Origin of the sequence: Acidisarcina polymorpha, assembly GCF_003330725.1 — a bacterium.
Taxonomy (GTDB): domain Bacteria; phylum Acidobacteriota; class Terriglobia; order Terriglobales; family Acidobacteriaceae; genus Acidisarcina; species Acidisarcina polymorpha.
In genome coordinates this window covers 105,037-125,505 of sequence record NZ_CP030843.1, presented here as the reverse complement: position 1 = coordinate 125,505, position 20,469 = coordinate 105,037, and the positions used below count along the sequence as shown (strand labels likewise).

Below are 20,469 nucleotides of genomic sequence, written 5' to 3'. Positions count from 1 at the left end.
TCAGTCTAAGGCGAGGCAAACGGTAAGAATCTCGGAGCTTCAGCATAGTCTCAGACTAGCTGTATGGAAATTGCCGATCAGAAGGATAGATCAAGAATCCACTTCCGCCTAAAGTTGCACACATTTACCCTACGGAAGTATTACCTTGACAACGCTGTTTCTATGGATTTAGTGTTCCGGCCGTTGAGCGATGACAACGGTGTCAAATGTTTCAAACGGATCGGTATCGCCCTAAATCGGAACTTTAGGGAGAACTGGCAATTGATGGATGAGTCGCAATAACTGATGGTTAATTTGAGGAGCACAGTGAGACACTTAGCCAAAATCGAGAAGAATCTGCATCTCCATTACTGGAAACCCTCCCTCCGGCCGGCCATCGCGTTGGCCGTCGCGATCGGATGCTTCCAGTTTTTGATGCCGCGAACTGCTTTAGCACAAGCGAACGCCGGAATCACCGGCACCATTACTGACAGCAGCGGAGCTGTCGTTCCAGGCGCCAAGGTCACCGTCACCGAACAGACCACTGCCGTCTCGAGCATCCTCGTATCGAGCAGCGCCGGAACCTATGCGGTGAAAGGACTTAACCCTGGTCATTACACAATCACGGTCGAAGCTGCAGGGTTCGAGAAGGAAATTCATCGCGACGTGAACGTCGAGGTTAGCCTGGTTGTCACCATCGACATCGTGCTTAGCGCCGGAGCCACTAGCCAGACGGTCGAGGTCACCTCTCCACAGATAGCCTTGAATACAACTCAACCCCAGTTGGGTAGCACCGTCGAGCCCGAAGTCGTCGCTTCACTACCCAATCTGGTTTCCGGTCGTGGTCGCGATATTTCCGCTCTCCAATTCCTGGTACCGGGAACCACTGGAAGCCAATTTTCTCACCGCATCGGCGGCGGTGTCGATTTCGAACAAGAGATTGTCTATAACGGCATTCCCGTAGTCCAGCCGGAGACGGAAGGTTACACGACCAACTTCAATCCTCCCTTCGAGTTAGTGCAGGAGTTTCGCGTCGAGCGCTCAACATTCGCCGCCCAGTTCGGATTGGGATTGGGTGCGCTCACGTACCAGATGGCATCGGGCGGCAACACCTACCACGGCGACCTTTTTGAGATTATGCGTAATAGCTGGTTCGACTCGGTCGGCTTCTTCAACGGTAAGGATTGGAACTCGAACAATCCGGACAATAAACCGCCAACCGATCACGAACACAACTATGGATTTTCGGTCGGCGGTCCGATCAGCATCCCCAAAGTATATGACGGCCGCAACCGGACGTTTGGCCATTACAGCCAGGAGTGGTTCAGCCTCAATAACCTAAATCAGAACCCTGCGACGGTGCCGAGTGTCGCGATGAAATCCGGTGACTTTAGCCACTATGTCGATAGTAATGGCAACGTAATTCCGATCTTCGATCCGACGACCGGGGCGCAGTTTCAGTGCAATGGAGCGCTGAATGTAATCTGCCCCGCCCGCATCAGTCCGACTTCAGCCATCCTGCTTCCTTATATTCCCGATCCCGATCAACAGGGCAGCGGACCGGGAGGTCAGCAGCAGAATAAGAGCTACGTTGCCTATCCAAACCCGACAATTCAACATGTTTGGGGTTTTACCGTTGACCAGGTCATCGACACCCGGCAGAGCGTCCACTTCAGCATGTGGCACAACCACTTTCACAATGTCGGCTTTGACAATAATCCCTTCGTCATTCCGCCGAATCCGTTGAATAGTTTGAGGGACTTCCCTGCCCAAGGCAGCGGTTACCTGCTCACTTATAACCACGCGTATTCAGCGAACATATCGATGACCGCGGGGGCCGGTTGGATCGGTGAAATTAACGACCAGCTCAACCATAGCAGGTACTCATTCCCGGCGGTGCAAGGCGGAGTAATTCCGCCGAACATCACCTTCGACGGGCAGAGCGCACTTACGAGTTGGGGCACGAGCGGGTCGAACTCTGGATCGATCAACCGCAAACTCGGCGTTGCCTTGGTGAATAATTGGCTCTGGACAACCGGACGCCAAACCTTTAACATCGGCGGCGAATTCCGCCGTTCGTACCAGGACGATAATGAAGAACAGACCGCAGGCGGCCAGTTTAACTTCAGCCAGCGTACTACTTCGGTGCCATATGTGAACGGGGTGCAGCAGCCAAACTTTAACAGCTCCGGAAGTTCCTTCGCCAGCTTCCTACTCGGGATCCCCGACAACGCGAACCGAACGAATTCACAGGAGCTTCAGCTCCGCAACTATGTCTTCTCCCCATACATACAGGACGACATAAAACTGTCTCCGAAGTTGACCGTTAACGTGGGCGTGCGTTGGGATATTATGTCGCCCTTCACCGAAAACCACAACAATATTGTCTTCTTTAATCCCAACGGGACAGATCCCCACTACGCCACGGCTTCGGGTACCCCGATTCCGGGCGCTGCGACCAAGTTCGGCGCCTGCATCGGCTGTGCCGGATACAACAAGGCCGACATTCACTGGGGACACTTCGGTCCTCGCGTTGGGTTCGCCTACAAGTTGAATGAAAAATCAGTCGTCCAGGCTGGCTTCTCCGTGGCGTTCCTGAATGGAGGCGCTTACGAATATGGGACCAACAAAGTCGCCGTGAACTACGGGAACTTGTTGGCGGGATCGTTCAAGCGGAACAGCACGGGTACTGCGCAATCCGCCTACGGAAGCTGGGATACCAATATCCTGCCGGACCCGCCGGGAACCCCCTTCAACACCGCGCTCGGTGCGGGTACTCAAATCAACGCCTTCAGCAAGAACGACGGCTACGCCCCCTACGCCCAGCAGTGGAACGCAAACTATCAGCGCGAGCTTCCCTACAACATGTTTCTTACCGTAGCTTGGCTTGGCAACCGGATCATCCACCTGCCCAGCCAATTGAATAAAATCGACCAGCTCGATCCGAAATACCTAGCCCTGGGTAGCCAGCTCGGATTGACCTTCAACAACGGAGCCGCCCAAGCCGCCGGGTTTAGCCTGCCGTATAGCAACTTTATCAATGATTTCGGCGGATCGGCTACGGTGGCGCAATCGCTGGTGCCTTACCCGCAGTACTCAAATATCTTCAATAACTTTGAAGGTTCAGGCACTACCTATTATCAAAGCATCCAAGTCGAGGTCGACAAGCGTTTTACAAACGGTCTGGCGTTCCTTTCTGGATATACGCTTTCCCACCAAATGGACAATACTAGCAGCGGATTCTCCAGTTTCGCTAATGGCGGCATCAACAAATTCAACCAAAAGCCGGAATGGGTCATCTCCAGCAACAATCCCCTGGAAACGCTCAAAATCAGCGGAACCTACGAGCTACCTATAGGTCCCGGAAAGAAGTATTTCTCCAATCATGGTGTAACCGGCCAGATTTTCGGCGGTTGGCAGGTCGCGTGGGTCACTACATACGTTTCGGGAACTCCTCTCGGCGTGACGCAAAATGGCACTCCGTTTCCTAATGGCTTTTATCGCCCGCTCCGTGTGCCAGGGGTCGCACTCCACACTGGTAGCTACAATCGTGCCCGCACTCAGTTCATCACGAAAGCCGTCACACCGATCTTCAACCCAGCTGCATTCACGGATAGCCCTCCCTATACGTTGGCCGACACCCCGCGCAATTTCGGCGCGCTCAAGGATCCAGCGTTCTACAATGAGAATTTTAATGCGAGGAAACGGTTTTTCTTTGGGGAACGCTTTACCGGTATTCTCCAGGTCGACTACTTCAACGCGTTGAATCGAACGATCTTCAACGGTCCAGACACCAACGTGGATGACAGTACATTTGGCCAGGTCGTTAACCAGGGATGCAATAACCAAGGGAATATTGGCAATTGCAATCGCCAGGGTCAGGTCACATTCCGGCTGGAGTTCTAAGGAAACTTTATTTGGGCTTCCAAGAGCCGGACATCCAGATAATGTCCGGCTCTTCTTTTCGAGCACAATGATAGTCACCGGCAACACTTTCATTGCCCAGCGGTGTACCGTCGAGTGATCGACCGAGATCCCACGCTCGGCCATCATCTCTTCTAGGTTCCTAAGGCTCAACGGATATGCACTGTACCAGCGGACACAAAGCAGAATCACATCTAACGGATAGTGCAAGCGTTCAACACCCTGGCCAGCAATGGATTCAATGCCTGTTTCATGTTCGCCAACTCCTCACAGTCAATGCAAAGGTTAGCAAACCGCCCTACTGCGACAGAACCAAAGACATTCCTACGCCCTCTCCTTACATTGTAAGGAGGACGCCTTACTTGATAAGGGGAGCCTGGCGGATTGTCGCTACTCTTTCGCCTTCAGCTTGGAGTCGTTCTCCTGGATGTACTCCTCGATCTCAGCCGCCATGCTGAGAACTTTGCGCCATTGTTCTTTGTAGAGCGTGATCGGAAATCGGCCAAGACCATAGACGGAGAGAGCTCCTTTCTCGCTGACCTTCATGGTCACGCCTCGCTCGCTTCTTCCTTTGAGCCGATCGTTTTCCGCTCGGAGCCGTGCTATTTCTGCTTGTAGATCAGATTCAGCCATTTCAACCTTTCGTGTAGGGCAGACCTATCGCGGAGGCCTGCCTGTAAAGCGAGCAGGCAGCGCTACGACGATTCCAGTAGCGATGATCGCAAAACACGACCACTCCTGCCAGAGCCGCCGGGTTGTTCCGAATAGCATCAGGCCAACTCCAATGAGCATCAGGCCCCACCATCGTCGTCCTAAAGTCATAGTCTCCTCGGGGGCGAACTCCTGCTTCATGATAGGCGGTGGGTTCGCCGCAGGGAACTCCGACCCTCAGGTGGGTATACTTATATTTACGTGCGAGCCCAATCTTCCGAGACTCGCCTCACATAGCAGGAATCTGGGGATGCGCCCTGCGTCCCCCTTTTATGTTTTCGTCCACGCGTCGCTCTTAAATCGCCTTCACTTGGCGGGCACAATTGCGTTAGGGTGTTGATCGACTAGAGGCTGGAAAGAAAACGTTGTGCCTGTTCCGGGTTCTGGAAGCGTTTCATCTGTCTTTCTCGTGTGCGTGTGGGCTGATGGGAGTTCTCGCATCGATTGTTCAGATAACGGCTCTGCCGGTGTTCTATCTCAGGCAGGATTAGCCTTTTCGCTGCAGCATAGCTTCGGAGTTTGTCCGTGACGATGACGCGAGGGGCAACTCCTGCGGAGTGGAGTAGCTTGCGAAAGAAGCGCAGTGCCGCCCAGCGATCCCGCTTCGGCTGGACCAGGATGTCGATAGTGACGCCATTCTGATCCACAGCCCGCCATAGATAGTGTTGAACGCCGTTCATTTAAAGGAAGACTTCATCCAGATGCCACTTCGAACCGATGCGAGGGCGACTCTTTCGAAGCTGTGTCGTATAGAGGGCGCCAAACTTCCGGCACCATTCCCGAACCGTTTCATACGTCACTCGGACACCGCGCACAGCCATCATCTCTTCGATATTGCGGTAGCTTAGGCAGAAGCGAAAATACAGCCAGACGCAGTGCTCCACCACTTCGATCGGAAAACGATGACGATAATACCGCTCGGCGCTACTCACCACCTCAGCTTCTCACACCCATTAAGTTGACGATGCCGTCCAAACTCCATCTCCTATTGACAATCTGTACGAAGAAGGTTAAGCTCATGTAGTTATTCGATAGGACGGGGCAAATGAGTTCTAAAAAGACAAGTCTTCTGCAAGGCACTCTCGATCTCCTCATCCTGAAGGCGCTCGGGGCGGGAGAACTCCACGGTCTGGGTGTTTCGCGCCGCATCGAGCAGATCACGCAAGGGACATTTCTCGTCAAGCCTGGCTCGTTATTTCCTGCCCTTCACCGCCTGGAGGAAGCGGGCTGGCTGAGTTCCTTCTGGGGCGAGTCGGAGAATAATCGTCGTGCGAAGTTTTACCGCCTCACTAAAGCCGGAAGGGGCCAGCTTGAAGTAGAAACAGAACAATGGACGCGGGTTGCCGTCGCCATGACGAACGCTTTGAGGGCAAGTTAAGGAGTGAACGATGAAACTCTGGTCGCGTACTACCAGCATGATGCGCAATCTCTTCCAAAAGAGCCGGGTGGAGAACCAACTTGACGATGAAGTGCATGCCTACGTGAATATGCTTACCGACGAAAGGATCGCTGCGGGCATGCCTGCGTCCGAAGCTCGACGGACCGCGCAGGCAGAGTTCGGCGGTATCGAACAGCTAAAGCAGGCGGTACGTGATCAGCGCGCCGGCACGGATGTGGAGCTTTTATGGCAGGATGCGCGCTTTGGCCTGCGCCAACTTCGTCGAAATCACGGCTTCACACTCACGGTCGTCCTTACGCTTGCGCTCTCGATCGGCGCGAACACCGCAATCTTTTCCATCGTGAATGCGCTGATGCTCAAGAGCCTGCCTTACGCGCATCCCGAGCGCCTGGGCGTGATCTACGAACACGCCACTGGCCCCCATCCCTCACAGGACATGATCGCCCTCGACGGGGAGGAGTGGGAAGCTCTGCGCGACAATGTCCCCTCGTTAATCTCGGCGATTTCAAGCGGCATGGCCAGCGGAGTTAATCTTCAGGTCGACCCGGTCCAATCGGGCTCGGTCCAGCCACGCTACTCACAGGCTGGCGGACAGGTCCAGTATCTTCACGCAGCGCGCATCTCGGCGCACTACCTTGATGTGCTCGATATTCAGCCGCTCCTCGGGCGCAACTTCACTGCCACAGAAGATCAGCCGCACGGCCCAAAATCCGCGATCCTGAGCTACAACCTCTGGCGCACCACCTTTGGCGGCGATCGCAATCTTCTTGGACAGACCATTCATCTGAAAGGCGAGCCCTACACCGTAGTCGGCGTTCTGCCCCAGGGCGCTGTCACGCCTTCCCACGCCGACATTTACACCGCTCTCCAGCCAAGCCGCGAGGGGGAAGGCGGCGGAGCCAACTTCGATGTGATTACACGCCTGCGCGACGGAGCCACCTGGCAGCAGGCAGACGCGGAGATCAACCGCGCCTGGGCTGGGCAGGCCGCGCGTTTCGCGGGACACGTTGCCGGGGGGCAACTCACCTGGTATTCCGTGCCCCTGCAAAAAGGCAAGACAGAAGATCTTCGCCCCAAGGCGCTCACCCTCATGCTGGCCGCCGGCATCATCCTGCTCATCGCCTGCGCCAACCTGGCCGGCCTCACCCTGGTACGCATGCTGCGCCGCACGCCGGAAATCGCAATCCGCCTGGCCCTTGGCGCGTCCCACGGCCAGATTCAAATGCAGCTTTGGGTTGAAAATCTGCTGCTGGCCCTCATGGGCGGATTGGCCGGCATCGGAGCAGGATTTGTGGCACTGCGCGGTCTGCTTTCAATGCTTCCTGAGGGTTTTCTGCCCGTCGCCAGCGTGCCTCTCGATGGTCGCGTGCTTGCGTTTACGCTGGCTGTCGCCGTATTCACCTGCCTGCTGTTCGGAATGCTACCCGCCCTCGCCTCGCGCAAGGTTGATCTGCGTTCCTCCATGGCCATGCGCGTAGGATTCGGTGGCGATCGCTTGCGCCTGAGGCAGGCTCTTATTGCCGGTGAAGTAGCTCTGACCGTCGTGCTGCTTGCTGCTTCCGGCCTGCTCATCCGCACGCTCATTCACCTGGAAACACTGCCACCGGGTTTTATTCCAAACGGCGTGATGACCGCCAAGGCCTCGCTCGACGACGCGCGCTATCGTGACCCGGCCGCTTTCGCCCACCTGCTCGACACATCCATCGCGGCAATGCAGCAGATTCCCGGAGTGCAGATCGCAGCGGTTGGACTGACGCTTCCTTACGAGCGCGCCCTGAACGACTCGGTGAAGATCGGCGACGGACCTGAAGCTGGACTCGAGGCCGAAACCGACGTAGTCTACGTTACGCCGGGCTACTTCGACGCTCTACAAATCTCCCTGCTGCGCGGCCGCGCATTCACCGGCTCTGACGGCACCCACACCAAGCCGGTAGCTATCGTGAACAAGGCCTTCGCGCGCCGTTTCTTCAACGGAGCCGATCCCGTCGGCCGCTCCTTCAACAAGGGCGTCACGATTGTCGGAATGGTGGCCGACGTAGCCACTGCGCCCGGCATTGACGACTCCGGCCCTATCACCAGCGAGCGCACCGTGTACATTCCCGCCACACAGATAAATGCGCGGCTTCTCCCCCTCGTCCACACCTGGTTCCAGCCAAGTTGGATCGTCCGCACCGCTGCGCCCATTGACGGCCTGACCGGCCAGATGCAGCGCGCGCTTTCGAGTGCCGATCCGAGCCTGCCTTTTTCGGGCTTCTACAGCATGAGCGATCTGATGGCGGCGACCCTCGCCACGCAGCGCATTGAGGTAGCCTTGCTCAGCGCCATGGCCGGCCTGGCGTTGCTCCTCAGTGCGGTCGGCATCTTCGCTCTCGTCTCCAACATGGTAGTGCAGAAGACTCGCGAGATTGGCATTCGCATTGCGCTCGGATCAAGTGTCCGCCGCGCCATGATTCACGTAAGCTCACCGGGCGTACGCGCCTCAGTCGCCGGCTTGGTCGTAGGACTCATCCTCTGTACCGGCGCTCTACGCGCCATGCGCAGCGTGCTCTACGGCGTCGGCGTCTACGACGCGCCGACCATCGCGGCCGTAGTTCTCACGCTCGCCGCCGTCACCCTGCTGGCCACCACTGTGCCCACTTTGCGCATTGCGCGCATTGAACCCGCAAAGACGTTGCGAGACGAGTAGGGACAACGCCACCACTAATAGTGGATATGTTCCTATCGTATGTCACAACCTAGACCAGCTCTCGAACATGTGAAGTTGCGGAGGTCTCAGCTTGCGCATTATCGCCAAACCACTCACCGAGCACTCAAGCGAACAGGCCACTGTGCTTCCGACTGATCGAGAAACACATTACGGTTGAGCAGAACGAAGGAGCGTCCGGTACACCGTCGGCCTAGAGATAGAAAACAACTCCGCCAAGTCGCTGATCGTGTATTGGCCGGTTCCATGCATACGGCCCAACTCCTTCTGCTGTTTGTCTGAGAGCTTCGGCTGTTTGCCGCGGAGTCTGCCTTTTGCGCGAGCAATCTTCATACCTTCTCGGGTTCGCAGTCGAATTAGATCGGACTCAAACTCGGCGAAGGTGGCCAGGATGTTGAAGAACATCTTGCCCATGGGATTAGAAGGGTCATAGCGGTTTTGTCCAAGAGCCAAGGTGACACCACGGTCTGCCAGCTCATCTGCAATGGACCGCGCATCGGGCACCGAACGGGCGAGTCGATCCAACTTCGGCACGACCAACGTGTCTCCCTTGCGAACAGCGGCAAGCGCCTGGTTCAACCCTGGCCTCGCTCGGTTCGTTCCGGTCAACCCGTGATCTACATAAATTCGGTCCGCCGCAACTCCTAAATCGGTGAGTGCTTCCCGCTGGGCGGTGAGGTCCTGCTTGTCCGTGGAGCATCGTGCGTAACCTATGAGAGTTTTTGGCATAATGTGTAACGTTTGGCGGGCCTTGTGTGAGAATATCACCGTACCAGGTTAATGAGACAAGCTTTACTGTGTTTCAGCGAACCGGTGATCTTCCGCAGAACGTCCGTTGAGGGATCGTCTTACGGACACGGCTTCGAGTATATTGGTTTATCAATTATCCGTTTAGCCGCATATCGGTTCGTCCCGCAGCGCAGGCCGCCGTGCTTCTCCAACGAATCTCAGCGGGCGAGTCGAAGGCGATGCTCGCGAAAGAGCTGGGAGTGTCAAGAAACACAGTCTATATGTACTTGAGTCGGGGCAGGAAAGCATGAAGGATAAGCGGCCGATGAAACAGCGCGGAATCTTCTGTCCATGCGGGCGTTCGGAGATCCTCGCGCTCGGACTGTGCTCGTCGTGCTACTCGATGAAACGCCAGGACGAGGAGTATTACGGCGGCCTGCGCGAAGTGGTTCTGGATCGGGATGGGCGCCGATGCCGTGCCTGTCCGAATCTGGAAAGGCGCAAACTATGCGTCCATCACAGGGTGCCAGGTGTTTCCAAGCTGGATTTGATGATTACGCTCTGCAGGGGATGCCATGCGATTGTGGAGCGTACGCAGATGGTTCTCGGGGAGATGACTCCGCTGCTTCTGATCTTGTGGCGGGAGAGGCATCAGGAGAGCATGGAACAGCTGTATCTGCCGTTGGACATGGAATTACCGAGACCTATGAAGCAGTTAAAGCTTCCGGTGAGGTGGAAGACTGAGATGACGCCTCTGGAAATTGGCAAGGACGGCCTCTCGCTTCCGATTGAGCTTGTGACTTCGACGCAGGCGATTCTGGCGCGGAAGCGAAGCGGCAAGAGCTACACCGGTTCGGTTCAGGCGGAGGAGTTGCTGCGGCACAAACAACAGATCGCTGCCATCGATCCGACCGCGCATGGTGGGGTCTGCGATCCTCGGCGGCCGGCGACGGGCCTGGTTTTCCGGTTGCCTTAATAAAAAGCATCCGCCTTAGGTGGAGCGCAGTGGCCATTTGCATGACTTGTAGTTCGTTGGGAAGGTTGCTCTTCGGTTTTGTTCAACAACTTTTGGGAAAAGAGGTGTTCCATAGCCTGGAAAGCGAGGGACAAGCTCAACGCGACCCTCGGGCGCGCTTTGTCGGCTCAATCGGACAACTCGAGTCGTGTAGCCGTACAATTATGCTTGGCGGTGTATCCGATCCGTAGAAACGCGAGGATTCCATGGCAAAGAATGAACTGTTTATCGAAAGGCGCGAACAGGGCGATTACGCGGTGCGAAAACCGGGTTCGGAAAGAGCCAGCGACGTCCTTCCGACCCAGGCTGCGGCGATTGAGCGAGCTCGTGAGATCAACCCGGATTCAGCCGTTCTCGTTGAGCGAGTCCGCGACACTAGTGTTGGCGGCAGGGACAAGTGGAGGAAGGTTTAGGAACGAGGGTGCATCACCTACTCGTCCTAAAAAGATTCCATAACGCTCGCATTGGGTGCATTCCAGTTGTGGGCTTTTGCATAGTCGTGCCCGATGCCGAACTACCTGGGTAGCTGTTCTTGATCCAAGCCGCAGCCTTATCAATCTCTGGAAACAACGTGCTTTCGTTGATGCCAATATTGTCGAGCGCCTCTCGAATGGAGCGTTTGACATCGTGGGGAACAGTAAATGAGGTTGGGTCGATCTGATAGGGAAAGAACATCGTCTGGGGCGGAGTAAAGCCGTAGAGGATGAAAGCCCCGGACTGCGCAAGGATTCGTCGGTTGCTCATTTTTGGATGGACAAAATACGGCACAAACAAATCTGCGGGGTTCATGATCGGCCTAAAGTATGATTTTTCGGCTCGGATGAATTGAAGGAGTCGCTGCACCACGTCGTTCTGGTTGAAGAGTTCGATGGTGCGAGCTTCTGATAGATCCTCGGTCAGCGTCTCTTTCAATTGAAAAAGCTTGGCCTTCTCCTCGGCAGTCATGTTGGCCAAGTTGGCAATGCAGCTTACAGAGTCGCTGTCATAGTACTTCTCAAGTTCCGGCGGAATAGCAAACGCGGTCACCAGACCGTCGCTCGGTTTGCTGTCGATGGGGCCTGCATCCGTCGCAAAGAAGAGCGCCACCATTGCATTACGCGAAACATCCAACAATCGAGTTGGCAGTCCAAAATGCTGCATCCGAACGAGCTTGTCGAACATGGTTTCGTCCGACGCAAACTCATGAGGCTGCACTGAGATCAGTCTTCGAACTGCCCTTTTCTCATCTTCAAGAAGCTCTTTGGCGTCAGGGCGAAATATACCGGCTACATTCGGCCAAGAGGCATCCCGCTGGCCTCGATAGCATTTCAGTTGGGTCGAACCCGAGAAGTACCGATCGAATTCTTCTATGAAGTCAGTCAGCGATCGAAGCGGGACAGGTGTTTTCGTGCGTTTCTTCAACATGCGGCCTGCCAGTGCAGCACAAAGAGCTGCGAAGCTGTCTGAGTCTTTCTGATCATAGATCTCAACGGCCCTGTTGCAAGATTGAAAGTCATCGCGGAGGCATCTGGGGCGTTTTCCATCCGTGGGTCAAGCAGTCTGAAGTGTGAGCCTTTCATCGATGAGCGCGACGGCCTCCGCGAGCGCACAAGCGCCAATGCCGAAAGCGCGTTCGACGATGCATACCTTGCCGCAGATGTCACGCGTGAGATTGAAGACCGCCGCCTGGCGCTTGACTAGCTTCGATTAGCGCGCGTGTTCCATCAAGAACGCGTCTCTCATAAGCGTACTGGTTTTGGACTTTCGTCGAGTTGCGGTTGCGCCTTCGCGGTCAGGCTGCGAGAGCGATTGGTGAAGCGAGTGCTTGTTGCTGGAACTGTGCTGGGCTGAAGTAGCGCAACGTCGAGTGCATCCTCGACCGGTTGTACCTGAGCAGCCATTCGAGCGTCGCGTCCTTGGCCTCCCTATGGTTGTTGAACTCCATGCCATGCAGCCGCTCAACCTTCAGTGAGCCGAACAGGGTCTCCGAGCAGGCGTTGTCCCAGCAGTTGCCCTTGCGACTCATGGAAGCCTTGATTGAATGCCCGGCAAGCAGGTCCGTGTAGCAACGGCTTGCGTACTGGCTTCCGCGATCGCTATGGAAGATCAGGCCCGCGGCGGCCGAGCGGCTGTGCCACGCCATGTCGAGGGCGCCGCAGGCCAGCGCCGAGTCGATCGTTGCACCCATGGCCCAGCCCACGATGCGGCGGCTGAACAGATCGAGCACTACGGCAAGGTACAGCCAGCCTTCCCGAGTGGGGATATAGGTCATCTCGCCCACCCAGACGGTGTTCGCCGGGGCCACGGTGAAGTTGCGCCCCACCAGACGAACCGCCTCCTGCTTGTACTCCAACGTGTACCGCCGACGCGTCAACTTCTGCACCAAAGTCTCCTCTTCGCAATTACAACAGCTCGCTAGGAGAGACGTTTCCCGGGGGCAAGCTCAGCTGTCGCAACCCGCGTCGAATTAATTTTCGTCCACAACGATGCATTTGATCGTGCGAATATTGTAGGGAATCTAATCGATTTTGATTTCTTCAGGTGCTTTAACGGCCTTTGTAGAATCCGTGTTTTACCAAACTAGGTCTTATGTCAAGCCAAAATAAACGAGCCGGCAATCGAGGCCATTCCAATCCAGATAAGGGGGCCGCCGAGAAACATTTTTGCCACTGGAACGGCGACGCAAGAGTGACTGGAGAAATACTGACAAAGAGTCACCCTCTTGACCAGGAACAGGAAAATGCCGCTTGTAAAGAGACTGCAATCCGCGACAAAATACGCCTCGTTATAGAAATTCTTACGCTCGTGATCGTTACTTTTTATGGGGGGATAACCTATCTCCAGTGGCACGATCTCCGGCACAATTTCCAAGTTGACGAGCGGGCGTGGGTAAAGGTTAACTATCAATTCCCCACTAATCTCAAATCTGACCAAACACCGGTGATAGAAGCTACTCTCACCAATATTGGTAAGAGCATAATAAGCACCAGCTTTAGTGAAGGGGTATTCGAGATAATTAATGCTGGAAATCCCCCTTCTTTAAACCTTAGTCAGGCTAGGACGCAACTGCTTCACAATCCCATTTTTCCAATGGAGGTCGCGATTCTGGATATTCCTCTGCTCGACAAAGTTAACTACAAAAATAGGTTTCTTTCGCCAAAAGAGTTAGAAGACTTGAGGGCAGGAAGATCTTATTTGGCTGTCTTTGGCATAGTGCAGTATTTTGATCAGTTCGGACCGCACTGGTATCGCTTTTGCGCTTGGCACGGATACAACCAAACTGTCCCTGTAGAATTTGCCGCGATTAACTGCGTCAACTGGAACCAAGTTGGCGATGGCGACCTGAGAACACACCATTGAAAGCCGTACCATGCTTCCCTGCCCTGTTTTCAGCGGGTTGAGCGGGTCGTAGGTTAAAGGCTGTAGAGTATCGGCTTCGTTCATGAGTTTCGGCGGCTCTGTTGCAGATACTCGGAACGGACGTAGGGTTTAGGGGCAAAATGGTCAATGGTGTGCTCAGAATAATCCACGGTGTTTACAAAGAGATGAGCATGGAACATGGTAGCTACATCAACGTGCCGAGGAGGCCTCCGACTTCCCAAGAAGGAGCTTGGATAAACGAGATCGTCTTGGCTAATCCGGCGTGGAGCGACGTAGATTTAGGTGAACTGTTCATAGTCGCTGAATGCAGATGCGGCTGCCGTTCAGTTGTTTTAGAAGCTCCTTCTCAACCACAGAATCCCCGGTTCGGTGGTCATCAGGGCTTGGTGGGAGAGATCGAATTAGGGATAAACCTGGATGGCAAGAACGATGTCATCAGCGTTCTTCTTCACTTCGCGGAAGGCAGTCTTAGTCTTTTGGAAGTTATCTGGTACAACTTCCCCGAGCCTGTGCCCTCCACCTGGAAGGAAATCAATCGGGAGGTTCGCATCGGCGGATGAGATCAATCCGTCTTCCGTTTTCCAGCGAGGCCGTCCCTCCGGGGGCGGCCTTGAAAAGAAGTCGGGGCCGTCCAGTCCGCCGAAGAGCTGACCTCCCAAGGGGACGGCGGTTTTTAGGGAAGCGCGTAGGCAAGCGCCGCTTCCCGGCTGAGCGGGTAGCGTTGCTGGTCGTAAAATGCGCCGGTGGCGGAGTCGATCAGGAGATAGCGGCGGGTGTCGATGTGCTTGTAAAGCTGGACGGTCCCGGCCTGGCCCATCCACATGAAGTCTTTGCAGAGCGCGGGGCCAATGGCGTTTTCGAGCGGCCTCCAGCTCTCGCGGGTCTCTGTGGCATTGTCGATGTTCATAGTTCTCCTCCTATTTTGGCAATGGTGCAGGCGTTGGTTAGTGGCGAATCCTCGGCCGGTGGGAGACGCGCTCGGGCGGCATGAGCGCGGCGTCGCTGTTGCCGGTCGTTGCGGAAGGGGCGGGAGATAGCGCTGCCGGCTCAAACTGTTGGTTGCGCTGGCTATTGTCGTCCTGCGACCCGCGCGCTTCGAGCCGCGCCCAGTGTTTCGCGTACTTGGCAAGAGATTCCAGTTGTTTGTCCGCCTGCGGGGTGTAGGCGCTGTCGGCCGTCCGCTGGGCGTAATACTCCCATTGGTGATTGGGGTTGGCGTCGGCGGGGCGGCTACGCGGAGCACCGTCAAGGATGGCCGCCTGGATGTCGCTCCGGTCGTGGTGGGTCGCCCTCATGCGGAGCGCGATCATGCTGTCGAGCCGGGAGTAATCGATGTCGCCTTTCTGACGGGCCAGAATGTCGTTGCGGTGCGCGTCGTAAACCTGGGAGAGGTCCTTGGCTTGCCCTGAGGCGACGGCGGTGTGACGCTGGCCAGCTTCTCGGGCGTGCTTTTCGGCCCGCTGAGTATAGTCTGCGTCGATCGCGCGGGTCATTTCGAGCGCCTTGCCGTCTTCGCGGCGTTCGGCCTTGAGCAGGCGGACCTCCGGATAGCTACCGTCCTCCCGCATATGCTTGGGTTTTCGGTTCTCAAAGCCGGGGGCACGGTGCGGATGGATGGCGCCGGAGAGCTTCCGGTCTCCGTACTCCTGATTGAGCTCGACGGTCAGGCGGTTCGCTACCTCGCGGTCGAAGGGCGTTCCCAGCTTGGGCAGGGTAACGATGGCTTGGTAATTGCCGGGACTGCTCTCGATCAGGGCGGCGGGCCTGTAGCCGTCCGCGATCAGCTTCGCGAATTTAGGTCGGTTCATGTCGTCGATCAGGATGTGGTGCTTGTTGTCTGAAAGGGGCGTGTAATAGATATTCTCGCCTCGACGCTGAAGGCGTTGCATCTCCGGGATGCGCTGGGCGATCTCCTCGGGCGTGAAGCCTCTGGTCACGCCGGTCTGCTTGTCCTTATCGAGAATGAAAATCTTGTTCTGGCCGTCGGGCAGCATCTTGATCGAGGTGACGCGGTAACGCTCGGCCTGCACGGCGTCGTGGTATTTCTCGAATTGCTGGAGTTCGAGAGAGGCGGCGGTGCTTTGGAATTTGTGATTTGGGACTGCTTGGCTAGGCGTCTCAGCTGGGGCGGGCGGGGGGTGTCTTGGTGATTCCCGGACTTGGGTTTCCTGGTTCCTGGCCGCTGGAGCATCGGAGATGTAGAGATTGACTTCGCGGCCTTTTCGGGAGAGCACGGCGATCTCCCGGTCGCCCGGAGCGGCGTCGTGGGTGAAGATGACTCGCTCCGGAGCTCCGGCCTTGACGCTCTCGATTGCGTAGCCATGTTCGATGTGGCGGGCCTGGTCGGCGGTGAGCTTGATGAGCGAACCTTTGTCGAGCCGTACTTCGAGATTGCTCGGGTCGATCGCCGTAACCGTCCCCAGTTCGCCTCTGCGGATGCCAACGTCGGCGTCCGTACGGGTGAACTGGACGCGGTCGCCTTTGGCGATTTCGCGCTGCTCCTGACGAAAGACGGTACTCTCGGCGGTCATCGTTCTCGAAAGGTGCGGATCGTAGGTGGCCACATCTCCGCCTGGAGTTTGAACAGTCAGGGTATTGTTTCTGGCGTCCACCGATAACACCGTCGCGATGCTGTTGTGCGGTATTCCGTCGATGGTCGGACTCGCTTGCCGGTACTGAATGACATCGCCGGGCGTGTACTGGGCGGCGATTCTAGGATCGCTCAGGGTCTTCTCGGCATGGACGATGAGAGCGACGCTGTCGGGCGCAACGCGCCCCTGGGATTGGAGGTCAGAGCGGATGAGCTGGTTCAGTTCTCGACGTTCGGCAAGGTCGGGTGCGACGATGACGGTACTGTCCGGCCGCTCGGCGTAGGCGAGGGCGACCGCCGCGATGCGATGGTTGGGATCGGCATACTGGTTGGTAGCGGCCGGCGAAGCGGCCTGTTTCGCCTCGGCCGTGTTTTGGCGGAAATCGATTGCGGCGGTCTTGCTGACTTCCGTCGCGAGGCGCGTCCCCAGCGTTTCGGAGTCGTTGGTATAAATGCGGGCGTCCTCTGAGGCGCGCGAGATCGCGACATAGGCGAGCCGCGTATTGATGAGCGAACGGGAAGAGTTCGTGTCTATATTCGCGAGGACGCGGCCCTCGGTGAGTCCCTGGAGGGTGCACCTATGTGGCGTGGTCCCCCGATGGAGCCTGGATGTACTTCAGCTCCGATGCCGGCGGCCACTTTCACATCTGGCGCCAACGGTTCGCCAACGGCAAGCCTGAACAGGTGACCTTCGGCGCGACCGAGGAGGAAGGCATGGCTATGGCGTCAGATGGTCGTTCGTTCATCACCTCCGTAGGGTTGGTGCAAAGCACGATCATGCTCCACGATTCGAAAGGCGACCGGCAACTCTCCTCGGCAAGCCACGCTGCAAACCCGCGATTTTCGTCCGACGGACAATCGATCTTCTACCTCGTTCCGCTCCACGGGGCCTCCGGGCATCTGACAGACCTAGAGAGTGGAGAGCTCTTTCGCGTAAGCCTGGAAACTGGCGAAAATCAGCATTTGCTGCCTGGTATTTTGATGGGCGGATACGCCTTGTTCCCGGACGGAAAGAGAGTCGTATTTTCCGCTACCGACCGGGCGGGCCACTCCCACCTTTGGATAGCGGACATAGAACTTGGGTCTCCGCCGAGGCAATTTCCCTCGACCGTTAACGAAGATACGCCGAACGTTGACCAGAACGGCAACATTTACTTCCGTGCTGCCGAAGGCGGCTCAAACTTCCTTTATCGAATGAAGGAGGACGGAAGCGATCGGGTAAGAGTGTTGCCCTACCCGATCATCGGTAGCCATGGGCTTTCGCCGGACGGACACTGGGCAGTCGTCGGCCGGGCGTCGCCCGCAAATGCAGCCGCACCTGATCTCGCGGCCGTCCCACTCGATGGTGGAACTCCAGTCATCATCTGCCACAATCGGTGCGACGCCGTGTGGGGAGATCAAGGAAAAGTCTTGGCGATACTCCTCTACGTGAAAGGAACCGGCAAAACGGTACTCTTCCAGGTTGATGCCGCCAACGGAGTTCCCTCACTGTCGTCGGAAGGAGTCGACTCAACCGATCACCCGGAGACCCTACGGGGAGCTAAAGTGCTGGATAAGCTAATCGTTCCGGGGCCAAATTCAGGGCAATACGCCTTCTTGAATGAAACCGTTCGCCGAAATCTCTATCGCATTCCTTTGCATTAGCCCCCGGTCGTCCTGCGGACGCTCACAGCTTAACCCACGGTCAGCGCATCGGCGCCGGTCACTCCATACTGACTGTTGGCAACAACGGGCTTAGCAAGGGCTTGCAATGCCTTCTTAAGGCCACTTCATTTCAAGCGCATAGATTTCCTGGATGCTGATGTCCCGAGCAAACAACGGAGAGTCATCGGGAGCGAGTCCGAACCATTCCCCCCAAGTGCCGGCGGTTACGCGACCGACTTTGCTGATTTCCGCAACATCCTCGATTTTGCGATCACTCATCCGGAGGCGAACGATTCGGTACGCCTTGTCTGGAGCAGGATAGTACTGGAAGTACAAGTACTTCCCGTCATGCGACCAACTAGGATAGCCCACGGTACAGTCACACGGCTTCGTCCACCTCTGTGCGGATATGTCAAAGAGCATCAACTTCTCAGATACAACGGTAGTGCCCGAGATGTACCTCCCATCTGGAGACGGGTGGGGAGAAAAAAATCCTGTTGAGCCAGGCAAGAGCGAAACACGCCGTGATTCCAGGTGCAAAACATAGAGGCCGCGATCCTGTTCCTCAGCGGAACCGAAGATAAGCGACTTCCCATCCGGCAACCAATCCACATCCAACTGGCTCTGCTCGCTGGGTAGCAGACGTTCGGCCGTACCCCCGGCGCTGGAGACACGGTATATATTCCAAGTTGCGGGCGTGGGAAGAGTTGCATTGAAAGCGATCTGCTTACCATCGGGCGACCAACGTGGCATGACGACCTGCATAGGGGGCGAGGTAAGTTGGAGCCGCTCGCTTCCGTCGACACGGCTGCGGAAGAGCGTCCCATCCGGAAAAGTTGTATAGGCCACCCATTGACCATCTGGCGAGAAGGCCAAGCCTTCTGCTGATACCCCACCAAAATAAGGCACGAAATTGCGATCGTGCGAAGCGTAACGAATGACTTCAGCACGAGGGTCTAATGCAATCGTAAAGATTTCCTTTTTGTCTTTTCCACTGGTTGGCCACCAGAATTCGAAGGGGCCTGAAGTCAACCGGATCGGCTCTCTATCCTGTTTGCTCCAACGAAAAGTCTTTAACTCCGGCAACGTCCAGACCTCAAAATGGCCGGTCGTATAGCCCGGGTCCTGCCTTACCATGATGAAATATCGCCCATCTGGAGTCCAATCTCCAGGACCGCCCGGGAACATCGTATGAAGACCCGTTCCATTGGCGGCGGCACTCATCAAGAAGTGGGCGCTTGTGAAGAACCGAAGCTCTTTGCGGTCGGGAGAAAAGCGGAAATGGCTGGGACTATGGTCGACCGCGAGTAACTTCTGGGTTGAGGAACCGTCGCGGTTCGCCGTGTACACATCATTTCCCTGGCTGTAGATGATGGTGGTTCCATCTACGCCGAATGCGGCGTCTTGTGCAAGAATAGTCCCGACTCGAAGTGGCGAACCGCCCGCGACGGGTTGAAGCCAAATCGAACTCTCCTGAACTCCTTCGGAGCTTGCAGGAATACCTTCGGCGCTTGCAATCAGAAGCTCCGTCCCATCCCGGGACAGATCACGAGCGGATGGGGCCTTGAGGGGGACCACAAGCGGAGTAACCTCGCCTCCTTTTACGGAGACCTGGGCGATCACGGACCTGCCATCGGGCAGGATCTCGTTGAAATAGATCCGGACACCGTCGCTCAGAATAGGGCCGGCCTTTTTCTGGCCATCATTACTCAATGGTGTGAAGCGCACGACTCTCGGCGTTTCTCTCGTTCTGCGAACCGAAAACCAGAGGACCGACCCTGTAGCAAGGAGGGTTGCGCTGCTGAGAATCGCCAACCGGAGAGTGCGGCGACTCCTCGATATTGCTGGTTGATCGATCGGCTGTTCGACGGGGCCCTGGCTCGCCACGGGAAAATCCGCTTCAACCGGCGCGATGAAACGGTATCCTCGTCGCGGAAGCGTCTCGACAAACCGCGGGCTCTCTGCCGAGTCGTCTAGAGCCTCCCGGATTTTGTTGATGGCGGTATTGAGGTTGCGCTCAACGTCCACGAACGTGTCGGGCCAGAGGCGTTTCTGCAACTCCTCGCGAGTTACCGCCTCGCCCGGGCGCTCCAGTAAGATGGCCATCACCCGGAACGGCTGCCCGCTAAATTTCAGCTTCACTCCATCCTTGCGCAATTCGCCTGTGCGCAAGTCTGCCTCGAACGCGCCGAAGCGTACAAGTCGGGGTGGTAAGTGTGGTTCAACCATTAAGGAAGCCTCCCATCCCAGGCCAGCTTTGCTGAACGCGGTCCTCCCTAAGCGTTACCTGTCAAGTTCAACAATGCCCGGCAGTTATGCCTATTAACACCTTTTCCATCCATCAATCGACAAAAATTTTATCCCGAATCGATTGAGGTAGCCACATATAGTCGCCAATGTCGTCTTCGGCTCGC

At 56.4% G+C, this 20,469-nt stretch carries 17 protein-coding genes and 2 pseudogenes; 10 read left to right on the top strand and 9 right to left on the bottom strand.

Annotated features, from left to right (window positions below):
• The first annotated feature begins 306 nt into the window (after window positions 1–306).
• Window positions 307–3,885: a TonB-dependent receptor gene (locus ACPOL_RS32035; protein ID WP_161557698.1), complete on the top strand. Its 3,579-nt coding sequence runs from the start codon at window positions 307–309 to the stop codon at window positions 3,883–3,885.
• Window positions 3,886–3,930: 45 nt separating this feature from the next.
• On the opposite strand, the pseudogene ACPOL_RS36755 reads toward ACPOL_RS32035, so the two are convergent.
• The 3 genes and pseudogenes from ACPOL_RS36755 to ACPOL_RS35305 all read right to left on the bottom strand — a co-directional run.
• A pseudogene (locus tag ACPOL_RS36755) lies at window positions 3,931–4,157 on the bottom strand (IS6 family transposase); the annotation flags it as partial.
• Between the two features lie 136 nt (window positions 4,158–4,293).
• Window positions 4,294–4,536, bottom strand: a complete 243-nt coding sequence (locus ACPOL_RS32025; RefSeq protein ID WP_114211419.1) for a hypothetical protein — start codon at window positions 4,534–4,536, stop codon at window positions 4,294–4,296.
• 428 nt (window positions 4,537–4,964) lie between these two features.
• Window positions 4,965–5,549 (bottom strand): annotated as a pseudogene (locus tag ACPOL_RS35305) (IS6 family transposase); the annotation flags it as partial.
• A 110-nt stretch (window positions 5,550–5,659) separates the two neighbouring features.
• Between ACPOL_RS35305 and ACPOL_RS32005 the strand changes: the two are divergent.
• Together ACPOL_RS32005 and ACPOL_RS32000 are read left to right on the top strand one after the other, a co-directional pair.
• Window positions 5,660–5,992, top strand: coding sequence for a PadR family transcriptional regulator (locus ACPOL_RS32005; protein WP_114211415.1), 333 nt, complete (start codon window positions 5,660–5,662; stop codon window positions 5,990–5,992).
• Between the two features lie 10 nt (window positions 5,993–6,002).
• On the top strand, window positions 6,003–8,699 hold the full coding sequence (locus tag ACPOL_RS32000; protein WP_236657621.1) for an ABC transporter permease: 2,697 nt from the start codon (window positions 6,003–6,005) through the stop codon (window positions 8,697–8,699).
• Between the two features lie 168 nt (window positions 8,700–8,867).
• Here ACPOL_RS32000 and ACPOL_RS31995 read toward each other — a convergent pair whose 3' ends face one another.
• Complete coding sequence (locus tag ACPOL_RS31995) at window positions 8,868–9,446, bottom strand: recombinase family protein (RefSeq protein WP_114211414.1); 579 nt, start codon at window positions 9,444–9,446, stop codon at window positions 8,868–8,870.
• A 200-nt stretch (window positions 9,447–9,646) separates the two neighbouring features.
• Between ACPOL_RS31995 and ACPOL_RS35300 the strand changes: the two genes are divergently transcribed.
• The 3 genes from ACPOL_RS35300 to ACPOL_RS31980 all read left to right on the top strand — a co-directional run bounded on the left by ACPOL_RS35300 (window position 9,647) and on the right by ACPOL_RS31980 (window position 10,874).
• Window positions 9,647–9,757, top strand: coding sequence for a helix-turn-helix domain-containing protein (locus ACPOL_RS35300; RefSeq protein ID WP_338026814.1), 111 nt, complete (start codon window positions 9,647–9,649; stop codon window positions 9,755–9,757).
• 14 nt (window positions 9,758–9,771) lie between these two features.
• A complete protein-coding gene (locus ACPOL_RS31985) occupies window positions 9,772–10,422 on the top strand; it encodes an HNH endonuclease (RefSeq protein ID WP_150133229.1) in 651 nt (216 codons plus the stop codon).
• Between the two features lie 245 nt (window positions 10,423–10,667).
• Window positions 10,668–10,874: a DUF2188 domain-containing protein gene (locus ACPOL_RS31980; protein ID WP_114211411.1), complete on the top strand. Its 207-nt coding sequence runs from the start codon at window positions 10,668–10,670 to the stop codon at window positions 10,872–10,874.
• A gap of 13 nt (window positions 10,875–10,887) precedes the next feature.
• Here the strand turns inward: ACPOL_RS31980 and ACPOL_RS31975 are convergent, their stop codons facing one another.
• Window positions 10,888–11,865, bottom strand: a complete 978-nt coding sequence (locus ACPOL_RS31975) for an FRG domain-containing protein (protein ID WP_114211410.1) — start codon at window positions 11,863–11,865, stop codon at window positions 10,888–10,890.
• Window positions 11,866–12,232: 367 nt separating this feature from the next.
• Window positions 12,233–12,826 carry an IS3 family transposase gene (locus tag ACPOL_RS31965; RefSeq protein WP_114211408.1) on the bottom strand — a complete coding sequence of 198 codons (594 nt, stop codon included), beginning with the start codon at window positions 12,824–12,826 and terminating at the stop codon, window positions 12,233–12,235.
• A gap of 203 nt (window positions 12,827–13,029) precedes the next feature.
• Between ACPOL_RS31965 and ACPOL_RS31960 the strand changes: the two genes are divergently transcribed.
• Both ACPOL_RS31960 and ACPOL_RS31955 read left to right on the top strand, forming a co-directional pair.
• Window positions 13,030–13,800 (top strand): hypothetical protein, encoded by a 771-nt coding sequence (locus tag ACPOL_RS31960; protein WP_150133228.1) that lies wholly within the window; start codon window positions 13,030–13,032, stop codon window positions 13,798–13,800.
• A gap of 101 nt (window positions 13,801–13,901) precedes the next feature.
• Window positions 13,902–14,381 (top strand): hypothetical protein, encoded by a 480-nt coding sequence (locus ACPOL_RS31955; RefSeq protein ID WP_150133227.1) that lies wholly within the window; start codon window positions 13,902–13,904, stop codon window positions 14,379–14,381.
• Between the two features lie 113 nt (window positions 14,382–14,494).
• Here ACPOL_RS31955 and ACPOL_RS31950 read toward each other — a convergent pair whose 3' ends face one another.
• Together ACPOL_RS31950 and ACPOL_RS31945 are read right to left on the bottom strand one after the other, a co-directional pair.
• On the bottom strand, window positions 14,495–14,728 hold the full coding sequence (locus ACPOL_RS31950) for a hypothetical protein (protein WP_114211405.1): 234 nt from the start codon (window positions 14,726–14,728) through the stop codon (window positions 14,495–14,497).
• Between the two features lie 37 nt (window positions 14,729–14,765).
• Window positions 14,766–16,433, bottom strand: a complete 1,668-nt coding sequence (locus ACPOL_RS31945; RefSeq protein ID WP_236657619.1) for a RepB family DNA primase — start codon at window positions 16,431–16,433, stop codon at window positions 14,766–14,768.
• A 54-nt stretch (window positions 16,434–16,487) separates the two neighbouring features.
• Between ACPOL_RS31945 and ACPOL_RS31940 the strand changes: the two genes are divergently transcribed.
• On the top strand, window positions 16,488–16,880 hold the full coding sequence (locus ACPOL_RS31940; RefSeq protein ID WP_150133226.1) for a hypothetical protein: 393 nt from the start codon (window positions 16,488–16,490) through the stop codon (window positions 16,878–16,880).
• Between the two features lie 113 nt (window positions 16,881–16,993).
• Window positions 16,994–18,055 (top strand): TolB family protein, encoded by a 1,062-nt coding sequence (locus ACPOL_RS31935; RefSeq protein ID WP_114211403.1) that lies wholly within the window; start codon window positions 16,994–16,996, stop codon window positions 18,053–18,055.
• Between the two features lie 114 nt (window positions 18,056–18,169).
• On the opposite strand, the gene ACPOL_RS31930 is transcribed toward ACPOL_RS31935, so the two are convergent.
• Complete coding sequence (locus tag ACPOL_RS31930; RefSeq protein ID WP_114211402.1) at window positions 18,170–20,284, bottom strand: winged helix-turn-helix domain-containing protein; 2,115 nt, start codon at window positions 20,282–20,284, stop codon at window positions 18,170–18,172.
• Between the last annotated feature and the right edge of the window lie 185 nt (window positions 20,285–20,469).